General features: G+C 43.8%; 10 protein-coding genes. 3 read left to right on the forward strand and 7 right to left on the reverse strand.

All coding sequences use genetic code 11. The features are described from left to right. Nucleotides 1–359: 359 nt before the first annotated feature. A complete protein-coding gene (locus tag AC23ME_RS17940) occupies nt 360–539 on the reverse strand; it encodes a hypothetical protein (protein WP_487729141.1) in 180 nt (59 codons plus the stop codon). Between the two features lie 245 nt (nt 540–784). Between AC23ME_RS17940 and AC23ME_RS17945 the strand changes: the two genes are divergently transcribed. From AC23ME_RS17945 to AC23ME_RS17955, 3 genes are all read left to right on the forward strand, one after another. After that, nucleotides 785–1,150, forward strand: a complete 366-nt coding sequence (locus AC23ME_RS17945) for a response regulator transcription factor (RefSeq protein WP_487729142.1) — start codon at nt 785–787, stop codon at nt 1,148–1,150. A 71-nt stretch (nt 1,151–1,221) separates the two neighbouring features. Beyond that, nucleotides 1,222–3,714: a PAS domain-containing protein gene (locus tag AC23ME_RS17950; protein WP_487729143.1), complete on the forward strand. Its 2,493-nt coding sequence runs from the start codon at nt 1,222–1,224 to the stop codon at nt 3,712–3,714. Nucleotides 3,715–4,064: 350 nt separating this feature from the next. Then, complete coding sequence (locus tag AC23ME_RS17955) at nt 4,065–4,325, forward strand: SemiSWEET family sugar transporter (protein ID WP_487729144.1); 261 nt, start codon at nt 4,065–4,067, stop codon at nt 4,323–4,325. 875 nt (nt 4,326–5,200) lie between these two features. Here the strand turns inward: AC23ME_RS17955 and AC23ME_RS17960 are convergent. The 6 genes from AC23ME_RS17960 to AC23ME_RS17985 all read right to left on the reverse strand — a co-directional run bounded on the left by AC23ME_RS17960 (nt 5,201) and on the right by AC23ME_RS17985 (nt 15,548). Beyond that, the gene (locus AC23ME_RS17960; protein ID WP_487729145.1) at nt 5,201–6,124 is read right to left on the reverse strand and encodes a sugar phosphate isomerase/epimerase family protein; all 924 of its coding nucleotides are present in this window, start codon (nt 6,122–6,124) and stop codon (nt 5,201–5,203) included. Between the two features lie 22 nt (nt 6,125–6,146). After that, nucleotides 6,147–7,097: a phosphodiester glycosidase family protein gene (locus AC23ME_RS17965; protein ID WP_487729146.1), complete on the reverse strand. Its 951-nt coding sequence runs from the start codon at nt 7,095–7,097 to the stop codon at nt 6,147–6,149. A 3-nt stretch (nt 7,098–7,100) separates the two neighbouring features. Continuing rightward, nucleotides 7,101–9,614: a family 20 glycosylhydrolase gene (locus AC23ME_RS17970; RefSeq protein WP_487729147.1), complete on the reverse strand. Its 2,514-nt coding sequence runs from the start codon at nt 9,612–9,614 to the stop codon at nt 7,101–7,103. 8 nt (nt 9,615–9,622) lie between these two features. Then, nucleotides 9,623–10,534: a phosphodiester glycosidase family protein gene (locus AC23ME_RS17975; protein ID WP_487729148.1), complete on the reverse strand. Its 912-nt coding sequence runs from the start codon at nt 10,532–10,534 to the stop codon at nt 9,623–9,625. Between the two features lie 4 nt (nt 10,535–10,538). Beyond that, nucleotides 10,539–14,021 carry a phospholipase D-like domain-containing protein gene (locus tag AC23ME_RS17980; RefSeq protein ID WP_487729149.1) on the reverse strand — a complete coding sequence of 1,161 codons (3,483 nt, stop codon included), beginning with the start codon at nt 14,019–14,021 and terminating at the stop codon, nt 10,539–10,541. A 147-nt stretch (nt 14,022–14,168) separates the two neighbouring features. Then, nucleotides 14,169–15,548, reverse strand: coding sequence for an IPT/TIG domain-containing protein (locus AC23ME_RS17985; RefSeq protein ID WP_487729150.1), 1,380 nt, complete (start codon nt 15,546–15,548; stop codon nt 14,169–14,171). Between the last annotated feature and the right edge of the window lie 14 nt (nt 15,549–15,562).

Below are 15,562 nucleotides of genomic sequence, written 5' to 3' on the forward strand. Positions count from 1 at the left end.
TGCACAGGTTCGCCAGCAGTTTGGGTGGTCAGTTTGACACGGAATCCCATGGTCAGTTTCTCCGAAATATACAAGCAGGCAACAATCTTTCGATTTTAGATAAGTTTAAGAAGTTCTAAAGCATGTAAAACATAGTGGACACCATCATCCAGAACAACAACCCCAACGCTTAAAACCCTTTAAAACCAGTCAAATGATCACTTTTAAGCGAAATTAGGTGGATACTTTAGCGCGTAATATGTGGCCACTTTGTAGAAAAAAAGGTGGCCACTTTTGGAATATCCTCACCGACTAAGCCGTTCAACATACCCCAAATTCCTGTTGGCGTCGATACCTGACCAGCCCGAATGAAGTAAGAGTTAAGGTTGATCTTCGGCTGCTTCTCCCTGCTGTTCGGAAAGCAGTTTATCACTATCTTTTTTGAGCTGTCCGAGTTTTTCCTTGGTCACTGCATTCTGCTTCCTTACTTTTGCCGAACGGTCCATCAGTTCCTTCAAATGCTCTTTTTCATGATTGGGATCGGAAGTTTGCTGCTTCATACGGAATGGATTTAGATCAGATCCAATGTAGTCAATACTTATTGCAAAACCGCTGACCATCCAGAATATTACAATGCATAAATATTTCAGCCACGAAAATGTCTGTTTTGCATAAACAAGTGATATGATTTGCTTTTTACGATCATTTTTTGGATGTTTATAAAAAATAGAACAAAATTGTCAAAACAATCCATTTACTAAAATGTTAGTTATTGGATTAAATAATGCTGATACCTCATATATTAATGAAGAAACGAGTGTGGGTTGTGGAAGATGACCCGGATATTGCGAACATCGTATCCCTTCTGTTGAGCGAGGATGGCCACGAGGTCACCCTTTTCCCCAATGCTACAAGTTTCCAATCTGCCCTAGCGGCAAAACAAAACGATGCAGACCTTTTCCTGCTTGACGTGATGCTTCCAGATGGTAACGGTATCGAACTCTGCGAAGTGGTCAAGTCCGATGGTACACTGGGCCAAGTTCCGGTCATGATGATGTCCGCCCATGCCGCCTTCAACAAGGTACAGCTCTATTGCAGGGCGGAGGACTTTATCGCCAAACCCTTCGACATCGACGAACTATCGGCCAAGGTCAATAAACTGCTTGGCTGATCCGTTTATTTTGATCTGATTTTATCTCAGCAATTGATTATCTTTGGCTTGCCATAAGGACGAGGAATTCAATGACGGAAAAAACAGGCGCTGCCCTAGACAGTGCGATCATAGAGGTGTTCATGCAGTCCAAGGATGCAACTGCCATCTATCAGGGAGAAGAACTTAACATCATATTCGCCAACGAAGCCATGCTCGCCTTTTGGGGCAAGGGCAGGGAAATTATAGGAAAGACTTTCAGGGAAGCCATACCGGAACTGGTGGGACAACCTTTTGAGGATCTACTCAAAGGGGTCTGGAATTCTGGCCGGACCTATACCGCACAGGACACCGCGGCGGAACTGCCTGGTGCAAATGGAAAATTGGAAACCTTTTATTTCGATTTTACCTACAGGGCACTATTAAATCCCGAGGGGAATACCCAATGGATCTTGCACACGGCCACCGAGGTCAGCGACCGCATGAAGGCATGGCAGATGGTAGCGGAAAAAGATATCCGAGAAGAGGAATCCAAAATGGAACTGTTGGCCAGCCAGCAAAGGATCGAGCAGCTCGTCCTCTCCTCTCCGGTGGGCATGACCATCCTTCGGGGCGAAGATCTGGAAATCGAGTTCCCCAATGAACATATCCTGGACATCTGGGCACGGACAAGGGAACAGGTCACCGGCAAAAAATTATTGGAGGTGTTTCCCGAACTGATTGGCCAGCCCTTTCCCGACATGCTTTTTAGCGTACTGCATACGGGAATACCTGTGCATAGCAGGGAAATCCCCGTAACCATTGGCGATACCGATGGCTCACACAGAAACATCTATGTGGATTTTGGCTACCAGCCCCTATTTGATACCCAGGGAAAAGTGGACTCGGTCATGGTGACCGTCAAGGACATCAGCGACGTAGTAGCGGCAAGAAAAGACCTGGAAGAGAACAAAATTCTCTTACAGGAATCCAACGAGGCGCTAGAAGCCGCTAATGAGGAATATGCGGCGACCAATGAAGAACTTGCCGCACTCAATGAAGAAGTGGCTGCCACCAATGAAGAACTACGCGCCACCAATGAGGAAGTCTACCGCCTGAGCGAAGAGTTGTCGGTGGCCAATGCTAGGTTGAGAATGGAGAACCTGGACCTTAACGCCGCGACAAGAAAACTCTTTACCCTTTTCGAAGATGCTCCAGTGGCCATCGGCCTGTTGCGCGGAAGGGAACTGGTCATCGAAACGGCCAACCCAGAGATCCTACGACTATGGGGCAAGGATGCGAGTGTGATCGAAAAGCGCTTGGATATCGCTCTTCCCGAACTGCAGGGCCAGCCTTTCCTCAAACTATTGGATGAAGTGTATACCTCTGGGCAGCCCTACTTCGGCATCGGGCAGCAGGCGACCATCGTCAATAATGGCGAAAATGTAGAACTTTATTTCAACTTTACCTATAAGCCTATCAAGGATGAAGATGGGCAGACCCATTCGATCATGATCGTGGCCAACGAAGTGACCGATCAGGTCAAGACGACCTATGCCATAGCTGAGGCCTACCAACAGCTCAACGTGGCCTTCGAGGTGGGAAACCTGGGCTCCTATGAAATCTCCATTCCTTCTGGCGAGGTCAAGTATAACCAAAACTTCATCAAGGATTTCGGACTGGAATCTGGTGTAGAGATCAACCTGGATCAATTGTTGGCCTACGTGGCACCAGATTACCGAAAACGGCTGAACGAAGATATGAAGCGGGCATCAGACCAGAATATTCCGCTACAGGGAGAATTCCAGATCCGCTGGCCGGACGGCTCACACCATTGGATCAAGGCCTCCGGTAAGGTGCTGTACGATAATGTAGGCAAGCCATCCAAACTGGTAGGCCTGACCGAGAACATCACCGTTCAGAAGGCTTTTGACCAGCGCAAGGATGACTTTTTGAGCATCGCCAGCCATGAACTGAAGACTCCGGTGACCACCCTACGCGCCAATCTCCAACTGATGAACCGTTTCAAGGCACAATTGGCACATCCAATGGCCGAAAAGCTGGTCGAAACCTCGTTAAGGAATATGGAAAAACTTAACATCATGATCGACAACCTATTGAACATCAATCGTTTCAACGAGGGACAGGTCAAACTAGAAAAGGCTCCTTTCCAATTGAGGGCGCTACTGGAGGAATGCTGTGGCAATGTAAGGCAGGAGGCTACCCATGAACTTTTGGTAAGTGGAGAAGAGATCCTGATCGATGCGGACCAGGCCCGTATCGAACAGGTAGTGGCCAACTTCGTCAACAATGCGGTCAAATATGCGCCGCTTTCACCAAAGATCTATCTGGATATCGAACAAACGGAAAATAGCGTCAAGGTCAGCGTCAGGGACCACGGCCCGGGCATTTCCCCAGAGCAGCTACCACACCTTTTCGACCGATACTGGCGGGCGGACTATTCGGGCAGGCACTATAGTGGACTAGGACTGGGACTGTTCATCTGTGCCGAGATCATCAGGCGCCATGGCGGACAGATCGGAGCGGAAAGCGAACTGGGCGTGGGCACTACCTTCTGGTTTACCCTACCAATAGAGACGGTATAAAAAGATATATTGGGCAATACGACGCAATATTTAGCGTTGATTATACGAGAGCGTTAATTTAGATGGTCCCGTAACAGCGTTCTGCTGTTGCGGGACCTTTTTTTTAACCACGATACTTCGGAACAGCGAAATAACGCTGGCAAAAAAAGTAGCTGCATTTCTCCTATTTATACCTATTTTCTTTAAAGTGCAAACTTTGTACATCCTAGTTGACAGGCCTACTTTTGGCAATCTTTTACTCAATCCAAACATTTTATAACAGCGGGGCGTTAGTTGGAGACAAGGTAAAGCAGCTGGCGATGAATAGCCAATCTCTCCTATAAGAAAAATAAAAACCTAAAAAGCGGAAGATGGAAACGAAACTGCTCATCGGTATTGCAGCGGGCACATTGACGGCCATTTCTACCCTGCCACAGATCATCAAGGTACTGAGGACAAAGAAAGTGGACCACATCTCCCCCTTTATGTTCATTATCCTGGTATTGGGCAATGCGACTTGGGTCTACTATGGTATTTTATTGAAAGACCTGCCCATCATCGTTACCAATGCCTTTTCCCTTTTGATGGCCCTGACGATGTTGCTGCTGAAACTGGTCTACCGGAAAAGTTGAAGGAAAAACTGGCTGGAAATGGAAACGGCAGCGGGCTTCAGGATTTCCCATCTTCCCCTTAGCCCGAGCGTTCCAATCTGCTAACAAAAAAGAATCAGGATTGTTTCATTGTAATTTTAACCAGATCAATATTGAGTTACCAGTTCCCCATCCACATCGGGTAGTTTGCCCAGATAATCGGGTACTTCCCCAGCAATCAAAACCTAGTCTAAAACACTCAAACAGGTCATTGGTCGTGCAATAAATGAAGGCTGGATATTTAAACGTTTATATAATGGATAACCATTGACGCTATGGATATTTTAGGAAAACAAATGCACGAGGGGCCCAACTATTGCCACTTTTGCGACGAACCGATCTTTGGCCGTTCCGATAAGAAATTCTGTAATGACAGTTGCCGGAATCGATTTCATGCCCAGGCTCAGCGCCGTCGGCAGAGCCCAACTTTGTCGGTAAGATCAATCGTGCGCTGATGCGCAATCGGCGGCTGCTCGCCCAGACCATCCCGCCTCAAAAAAAGACTGTCGTGGTACCTCGCACCACGTTTGAGGAAAAGGGTTTTGAATTCGGATTTTACACCAATGTGCGGGCTACCCAAAAAGGTTCCTACCACTATTGTTGTGAGTATGGATGGCTGGCAATTGCCCCAAACAAGGTGCTGGTGGTAAAAACGCATATGTATGATGATTATTCTTTTTGCTAGTCACATCAGACCAGTGCAACATTAGACACACGACCAATCTGCAAAGAACTGTTGGTCTTGGATAGGTTAGTTTCCGGAGTGTCACCGAAGTAGTATAATCATCCTATATTTTATCAATTTGGAATAGAGAAACTTCCACATTCATCGCTGGAAGTTTCTCATCTGATGATTGTTATTTTATTAATGCACTCAACTTGGTATAGCATTCTTTGTATCCTTCCAACTCTTTCGTAGTACTTTCATAGAGAAATGGACCTTTATATTTGATGAATTCAAGTGCTGTGAAAATCTCCTTCCAATCGTTCTTGCCCTTCCCATCACAGGGAAAATAGTGCCTTTCTGCTTGTCCGTCGCCATCAGCAACATGCAGGGTTTTCACTCTTTCGCCTAAGGCAATTAGTAGTTTTTCGGGCTGGGCGATATGATTGAGGTCAACCGCCGCAAAAACATCGTCTGGAAACATTTTAAAAACCGCAACACATTCTTCAACTGTCCTCAAGAGTGGCCTTTCCTGATTTCCCTTACCTACCAATAACGCAGGTCCAAGCATATTTTCTACCACCATCATTGCTTTTATTGACTTAACGGATGCATTTAGTTCAGCAACAGACTTCACTAATTGTTGGATGCGCATTTCTCGCTCGTTTAAGCCTAGATAGTAGCTCGGATGGAACAGGATTACTTTAGGTCTTAAAATACTCACATATTTTAATACCTGCCTATGGAAAGCAATTACTTTGGCACGACGTTCTTCCTCTACAAAGGAAATATCTATTTCTTTGCCATAAGGCATATGGATGGACCATATTTCAACCCCAGTTTCAGTTGCGGCTTGCCTTACAGCTCTCATCCTTCTTCTCATTTCCCCATCGGGCAAAGTAAATGTCAACGAATCTTTGTTAATGTAGGCCGTTAGACCAGTTTCGATACAATCGATGCCCGCATCGCTGATTTGTTGTAGTTTTTTTTTATCTAAAGCATTTACACCAATAGATAAGCCTATTTTATGTTTTTTTTGTGCATGCAGCGGGGTGCTGAATAACAGAGATATACTGCATAAAACGTAGAATATTAGAATTTTTCTAGAATCAAACATTGTTTATCGGTTTAATGGATTGTTACTTTATAAAGAGTGCCGTTTCGATCATACGTTGTCCGTAGTGATCGAATTTTTTATTATCGGTGGGGTAATTGACAATCCCGTTCGGAACTTCGCCTCTGATCCACATCATTGTTGACCCCCCACCGTCAATGTTCATTGCGGATTTGGGATTAAAGTAGCGGACTAGAAATGTGGTCAATTCTTTAGCAGACATTCCCTTTGCCTTTGGGTTTCTGCCATCTACTGTAATTAACAGCAAGTTCCCGGCGTTCGTTAGCGCGATTGCTGTACGGGGATGCCTTACCCCCTGATGCTTTAGGTAATGTTCGTAGTGTAGCTTTTTCAAATCCAGCTTTAGACCTGCCGTGTCCGCAAAGGCCAATCCAACAGGTTTGAAATTATCTATCAACATTGGCGCGCCCGTGATTATATTGGATGCCTTCACTGTTGAAAAATCGGTTGGAGAGAACTGGATATCGAATGCTGTCCCCTCGTCGTTAAAAGTCATCATACCTTGGTGCTTCCACCAGTATATGCTTGTTTTGGGTACTTTTACCTGCTGGATATCCTTCCCTTTCAGGCGCAGATGCATATAATCTGCAGAATCTTTCTTTTCAATAAAATAGGTGGCATTTATTCCCACCAAGGCTGCCGGAATACGATTGCCAAATACGGATAAGGAATCTTTTTCCTTTTGGTACACTAGAATGGCATGCCCCATTTTAGCCTTTGGATTGAAGCTGACAACGTTCACGTTCTGTTCTGCAAATTCCCGATCTGTACTGGAAGAGAATCTGTACCAGATCACATCCTTTCGCAAGGTATCAATCTGCCAATCTTTTTGGTCTAAAAGTTCCGCTTTTTTACTACTCATTGAACTTCTGGAACTGGCGCAGCCTGAGCCCAGTATAGCCATCAGAAGATATACAATATAATATCTCCCTATTTTCATCTTGTTTTTTGTCATCTGTTAGTTATTTGTCGTACTTGAAAATCTGCCCGTTTCGTTGAAAGCCTTAAATTTTGTACCTTTTTGATAAGCAATGGGTGCAGTATACAATTTGCTTCTCATATTTGGTTCGGTACCATCGGTAGTATACCTAATCTGAAGTCCGGGAAATTGCACATTGGCATGAATTAAACCTTTTTGTACACTTAATCCAACTGGAGGAATGCGATAGTTTACTCCGTTGCCATAATAGGTCAATCTTGGAAGTTCCTTTTTGCCCAATTGGTTGGCAAAAACACTCCAGGCGTGGAGATACATTTGCTCACTTTTAATGCTATTTTTTTCTTCGGCCCATGCCGGTAAAGCGGCCCAAGCTCTTTCCGCAAAACCCAATAGCTTCGGGAAAAGCATATATTCCAACTGGTCGGCATTGGTTACCTTTTCGGACCATAAGAGGCATTGTAGACCTAAGATGTTAGACTTTCCAAAATCGGTGAGTCGCTCTCTGTTGGAGAGCGTTTTTTTATCAACAGGTTTGCCCTGATAATCCTCCTTTGCAGTTTGATAATGGTCAAATGGCACAAAATAGAAAGGTTTGTCGGTGTCTACATAGCCGCCCCAATACAAACCGGTTTCATCGTTATTCCTGCTGTAAGCCAGATCGAAATAAAAATTGGTTACCGGGGCCAATACCGTTTTGTAACCTGCGTTGGCAATTTTGTAGGCCAAATCTTCATTTCCCCTGCCCCAGGCGGTATTCCATACGTATACCTTAAAATTGCGGTTTACAAATCCTGCATTAACAATATGTTTGGACTTCCCATCTAGTTTTGTTTTGCGTAGCGATATTTCCTCCCAACCAGCAATTTGTAAGTTTTTTGCCGCTAACATCTTACTTACGTTATTCAGATAGTAGTACCAAAGGTCATCTGTGTTTTCGATAGTTTTATCGGCAATCAATTGTTGGGCAGCTTTGGATTTTTGCCACGATCCGTTAGGCACCTCGTCTCCTCCAATGTGAATCGTGTTCAGTTTGACATTGGCCTGTACATACATTTCCAGCAAATCATCTACAACTGTCTCTATAAAATGGTAAGTAGAAGGCAAGGCCACATTCATAATGTTATCAGTAAAGCCCTGCACCGACTTATGTACCGAACCATCGTCTAGTTCGACCAGTAAAAATTCTTCGGCTGCCTTCCGATTGCCCTGTTTCGTATACTTCTCGTAACGATATAACATCGACTTAATTGCTGCTCGGGCATGTCCAGGTGTTTCTATCTCCGGAATAATCTGGATATGCCTTTGTGCGGCATACTTCAATATTTCTATAAAATCAGCCTTGCTATAGTAGCCAGTTCCCGCACTATTGTCCATGCTTGGTCCCGAACCATAGCTTGGCTGCAGGTTAGCATTGGTAAAAGGATGAGCCCGTTTGGCCCCGACTTCGGTAAGTTCGGGCAATGTCGGTATTTCCAGTCTCCAACCCTCATCATCGTTCAAATGGAAGTGCAATGTATTTAACTTATAGATTGACATCAGATCTATTACCTTTTTGACCTGATCTTTTGACTGAAAATTACGGGCAACATCCATCAAAAAAGACCTATAACCAAATCTCGGCTGATCCTTAACTGTTAATGCGTTGATATTAAACGGCTCGCTCCTACCTAACCATACTTTCGGTGGAAATAGATTCGTCAGTGATTTGGTAGCGTAAAAAGCGCCTGCGGCATCGCTTGCCCTAATCACTATTTGTTGACTGCTGATGTCGAGTTCGTAAGCCTCTGCCGGTAGACCAGCTATTTTTTGAAGTATGATCTGATTACCATCGGTTTGCTGTACTATAGCAATTGATCTACCAAATATTGTTTTTAAATCTTCTCCAAGTAGCATCGCTTCATTTAGGAAGGAGTCATCAGCTTTAATGGTCAGCCCACCGTTAATGGTAAATTTTCCAGCTTTGACTTTAGTGCTTACAGGGCTAGGCAAAATTCCAAAGAACTCGCTTAATGGTAAATCTTTGGTATTTTCGTATTTTTCAAATAGCTCCTCCGGAGATAAATTCTTCACGCCAGAATTTAAAATGGGCTTGGCAGTAAAGTTTTTAACAGTAATCGGCTTTCCATTGATGACAAAATATAACCCGGATGGCACGTCGGTTTTGTTTTGTGTGAAACCACGGGCTACGAACCTGATCTTTATTTCTCCACCAGGTGGTATACCTTTAAAGCTCTCGGTAGGGAACATTTTGCCATAATCCCCTTGTATCAGGGTGAAGCCTACATTGCCGCTGATGACCTTCACCACCTCTCGGGGATAACTAAAATACATCTCCCAGCCTTTCGACGGAAATATTGCGGATTTGGACGAATTTCTGATGGTAAGTTCGGCTAAAAACTGGTTGTTCTTTTGATAGTTATTTTGCAACAGTTCCCAACTGACAATTAGCTCATCTATTTTAAATTTAGGCTTCGTTTGTGCCTTTATAGTACCCCAACATAGGGAAATAACCAGTAAAATTTTCAACTTCATCTTTTAGCTTATTCTTTTATACAGATTGCCCATCCGTTAGCCACCTTTCGTGGACTACCATCAGAGGGTTTATTTTTAACTTCAAGCGTTGGCACATTGGTTACGAATGTTGAGGATCCACCTCCATCTAAATTGATCGCTTCTTTGACCTCCAAGGCACTCATGACCTCGGCAACTTGACCAAGAGTCAATCCATTCGAGTAAGCACTATTCCTCCCATCGGCCACTAAAAAATAAACGATATTGTTTGCCGTGAAACCAACAGCCGTACGTGGATGTACACTTAGATCGGTTTGGCTAACCTTTAGCCCTGCCTTAATTAAACGTTGATACCCGCCAACTGCGTCGTATATTGATGATCGCTGCTTCGCAAATACGGACTGATCGCCAATCAGCGGCTTTCCACTTTGTGTTAAGCCAAAATAGCTTCTGGTTTCAGGCAAGACAGTTCTTAACGCTTGGCCGTTCAGGTACAAGATGCTTCGAGGCTCACCTGTGCTCATGTTAAAGAAATCGGAATTAACTGCGCCCAGTACCCTGAGTGCAACATACTTATTGTTGCGCAACATATCAGGAATACGCTGCAGGGCGAATTTCTGTTCACCGTTAGGCATTAAAGGCTTTAAGGTTAGTTCTTTCTGATTTAAATCTACCCTAAAGAAAAAAAGCACCATTGGCAAACCATCTTTATCTATGTAGGCAAATTTTGTAGAAGTTACCCCCTTGGTTAACTGGCTCTCCTGAAAAAGAACTACCTTCCCGATAAGGTTAGTCTTTCTGGTCAGTACCGTTTGAATATTATCTTCTGCAGTAGCAACCTGATCTGGTACAGCCTTTTGGTTAACCTGGTTTACAGCTACTTCTTGCTTACAAGAAACTAGTAAAAATAAAGATGAGAATAGCCAATAGTGCGTTTTCATTGTTTTAGTTTTGAACGAAGATTTTTATGGCTTCTCTTTCAGCTTGCGTACTTAGCAACAAAATGTAAATTCCGTTATGTAGCGTTACCGGTAATAAAACCGTATGGTTATCATTACTTAGCAATTGCATTTTGTGAGCTATCGTTTTGCCTGAAATATCATAAAGGGAAATTTTAGCGTTCCCTTCGGTGAATCCATTTATAGCAATATTTAAACCCGGGTTATTATAATTTGCGGTCAATTTTTTTGGGCCTACAAAAATAAAATTTACAACTTCTATGGCTAAAAAAGTGCTTTTTCCATCGAAATCTACCTGCTTCAACTGATAGTAATTAACCCCTGAAACTGGGCGGTGATCGATAGCTTGATAAGCTTTTTTCTGACCAATAGTACCGGCACCGGTTAAGGTAGTTAACAGCGTCCAACTCACACCATCAGTGGATTTCAACACTTCGAAGTGTGAATTATTGGTCTCAGATGCTGTTTGCCAGAATAGCTTTACTTCATTTCCAACCGCCTTAGCCTCAAATTTGGTCAGTTGAACCGGTAAGGTATTAATGGCTGTTCCGCTAAGGGTTAGTACATCTTCCGATGCGTTTTCTGACAGGCCGAATGCAAATGAACCAGCCGCAGAAGTAAAGCCCCATACATATATCCTGAACCTGATCTCCTTCGCTCCCTGCAGATTTTGCAAACCTGCCACCAATGACAGATCTATTTCATTTTGATAGACACCAGCAGTTGCCGAATTGGTAAAACTAACTGGCGAAGTATTAATATCTACAAAGGCTGCATTATCAATACTATAGGCCCAAACGTAGTTTCTAGCACCTGCACCAGAGCGTCGTAATTTGGCGTAGATCTTATCCAAAGAAACCCTATGGTCGGATTTAATATTCATACTAAACTCTATGTAACTATTATTCGCTACAGCTGCCGCATAGGTGGTCACCGTACTGAAATCTAGATCGTTCCTGGTTCGCGAACTGAAACCATTGGCAAGAGATGAAGCCTCTAGGCCATTTCCTCTAGTCATGGTGCTTGTAGAAACCGACGGAGCGCTACTTGTCGCATTAACCGTTGGTGTTTCGCCCGACAAGCCCCCTGCACTCCATGCTAAAATCACTTTTTCATCGGCGATGGTTTCTAAATCTCCCCTTAGCGATATAACGTTAGCTAATTCTGTCGTACTAGGACCAAAGGCGAACGTTCCGCCCCTTGAGGTCTCAGCGAACATATATAATCGCAATACTACATTACTGGAGGCTGTTAAATTCTGTAAGCCACTGATATTACTCACCATTAGAGGTTCCATGACCTGTCCCGTTGTAACAGCCGCCAAATCAATAACCTCTCCAAGCAACACTGGTGTACCCCCATCTTTTACATAGGCCCATTGCATTTTGAAACTTCCGCCAGCCGATTTTCTCACGACTGCAGAAATTTCAGCTATGGAAACTTTTTTTCCCAAAGCCGGTTTGATATCGATTTCAAAATATTCGTTCCTGCTTATAGCCTCGGTAACGTCAGCTGTTACCGTCGATGGAGTTGTAGCCTTTGATGATGAAAAACCCTTTGCTAAACCTCCGTAAACCAAACCAGGCCCTCTTTTTAAGAGAGAAGGAAATAAACCGGAAAATGTTGTGGACTGATAATCTGCATATTGGACTGACGTGGTAATATCACTTAAATCCCAAGCTAGTAATTGTACTGTGGGTACAACTATTTTCAAACCATCAAAATAAGTAGCATATTGGCTATACAAGTCGGAGTTCACCAAGGTCACCAGTACTTCGTTGTTTGTCTTTAATGCACCATCAGTGTAATTATGGGATCCGGTGATGATTACTTTTGAATTTGCCTGACCTTTATATACGCCCTCGATCAACATCATTTTAGCATGGATATTAAACTTAGCATCTGCACCTTGTTCCAGATTAAAAATTCTAACCGTTGCTCCTAATGTAGCAAGCTGACGTAGTCTATTTTTGGTCTGTGTACCTGCCGCATCTTTTGCAAACACCTCAATAGTAGCACCCTGGTTTCGCAGTGCGATTAGCTTATCAATAATTGCGGGCCTAGAATCTGACCAATCTGACATGGCAATCCTAATCTTCGCATTGGCAACATCGGTAATTTGGTTTAGATGATCTTCAATATTATCTACACCATCATGCACGCCTGCAGATAATCTGGGAAAAAACTCCAGCCTAGCGTTAATTGATGGTATATCGTATGCGTTAAAATTGAAATTAGCTTTCATTCCAGATGCAGCATTTGCTTTGATAAGCTGCCAGTTATTTAAAAAGGATTGATATACAATTGCGTTGTTGAAGACCAGCGCATCCTGTATCTTTCTCGCATCAGCATTTGTGAAGTTATGAGAGGTTTGGAAAGTTACATTTTGAAGGACTCCATCTGGCGTTTGCACCTTGCTGAACAAAGCAAATTTATGATGGTTAATAGCGTTAGGGCTAACATCATTGACGCTGACCACTACTTCCGAGTTTGGCAAATTCGTCTGCAACCATGGTAAACTGGCGGCATTAGTCTCCTGACTATCAGCACGGCTCATATCTACGATGAGGTGCAAATGCACTCCTCTGATTTCAGCTGCTTTTAATGCATCCATGATACCTTGATGATTTATCATATAGATTGCTACATGCATATTTTCGCCCGCCGGCGTATGGTTAATCATCGATATGAGCTTATCTATAACTACGTTTGATGATTCGCCCTTGGCAATGGCTTTGATATCGGTAAAATAAGCTTGGGAAATTTCTGAAGTAATGTTTCCCAAATATGTTGAGGTACCCGAAATAGACAATGCGATAGGGTCTGCAACCGTAGAACGACCGATGCCAAAAGTACCTGAACCAGGAGCATTCGTGAAGCCCCAAATGTATAGTCTAAAGATGACATTATCCGCATTAGTCAAGGCCTGAAGATCTTGGAAACCAGACAGTTTACGACTGGGTTGTCTAACATCTTGTACTGCCGTAGTAAACTGCGAAACTGTACCTATATCCGAAAAGTTTACACCATCTAAGCTGTACTTCCATATAAAATATAGTGGCGTGGCGTTACTTGGAGACCATGTTCCAGATGTCCGCACCTTAAAATTCAACTGCGATAAGGACATCTTGTAATCTGCCTTTGGTTGAAAATTGAATTCATAATATGACTTGGTTTCTGCCGTGGCAAAATCAGGAACCAGCACATCGGGTATACCGCCAAAAATATTGGCTAAAGCATGGTTTCTTAATCCAGAAGCTCTTTTTAAGACTGAGGTATTAACACCCACGTGTTGCTCAGTAGAAGCGTAAGTGGTTTCACTTCCCGTGGCGGAACTATTGCCTGGACCAGAGGTAAGAAACTGCCAGCCTAATAACTGGCTATCTTGTGCACTTGCCGCTGAGTTAAGTAATGCCAACATGGCGAAACTCAGCAATGCCAGCCTTAGTTCTTGTAGAATTTTATTCATATCGTTCAATTTTAGATGAAGTTTATAAGTTTTTTTGGGCAAAATTCTCCTACATCCATCAGCATGGAAGCACGAATGCGTTTAATCGCCCCTATTTTTTTAAGAAGATTTTTTAGGAGCTAAGGATATTAGCTCCTAAATAAGAAATTATGGTTTTGGCACCTTTACTATTTTTCTGATCACGTAGTTGTTCATGTCACCCACATAAATATTACCCTCATTGTCTACCGCCAAATCTGTAGGGTTGTTGAATCTGGAAACGCCCTGCAGGCCATTGACATATCCTGGAGCATTGAAAGTTGCGTTACCGGCGATAGTGGTTACGATACCGTCCTTGATCATCCGGATGGTATGGGTTGCCGAACCTGAAGCGCCGAGTTCTGATACGTAAATCGTTCCATCGGCAGCGGCCTCTATACCCCAAGGGTTATTGAATCTTGCTTTCAGGGCCTCGCCATCCACTTGACCACCCGTATTAGACGCACTACCGCCAGATCCTGCAATAGTGACCGTCCTGCCGGTATGTCTGTTGATTTTCCGGATACGTTGTCCATAACGGTCGGCTGCATAAACAAAGCCATCCTTCCCTACACATACAGCAGTTGGTCTATTCATCCTCACATTTGGCCAGTCTCCATCAATGATCCCCGCTGTGCCATTTCCAGCCAGTGTCGTTACGGCACCTGTCGGGGAAATCTTTCTAATGGCATGGTTTACGGCATCAGCTACGTAAACGAAACCGTCTTCGTCTACAGCAATACCAGTAATGGTATTGAACCGGGCGTTCGTACCCTGACCATCCAAAAATGCCCCTGTGGATCCTCCTCCGGCCAGAGTAGATACTGTATTGCTACTTAAATCTATCTTTCTGATCAAATTCGAACCATTGTCAGCCACGTAAATATTTCCATTTTTATCTATTGCAGACTTATAGGGATTATTGAATGTTGCCACGGAGAGGGCTCCGTTCACCGAACTTCTGACGCCGGTACCTGCTATCCTGGTCACCGTGCCATCTTTCGAAATACGTTTGATGGCTTGTGCAGTTCTATCGGTAACGATCAAATCACCCGTAGTTTCATCGAAGGAAACCCCATTTGGCAACAAAAATTGTGCTTCGGTCAGTGAGCCATAGTTGTCTCCTGCTATACCAGTGCCGGCATAGGTGGAGGTCACGTAATCGAAAGCTACCTGCACAGCACCGTAGGTAAAAACCGGTCCTTTTGAAGTACGGTCATTTACCGTGATGGTGACATTTCCCGTGCTGCCCTCTGCTGGAACTTTTACGGTAAGCAATGTGTCAGAAGCCGTTAGCACCTCTGCACGCACCCCGGCAAACTTTACAATATTTGCCGAAAGATCGGCAGCAAATCTTTTGCCCCTCAGACTCACCGTCTGGTTCGCCAGAGCCATGGAAGGAACAATTTGACTTATCGATGGATTTGTCGGTTTAAATTCATCGCTGTTATCCTTACAGGCCAAAAAGGTCGTTGAAACTATACTAAAAATTAATAATATCCTCTTCATATGAATGTTCATGT

This window comes from Pedobacter sp. T50_32 (assembly GCF_057652195.1).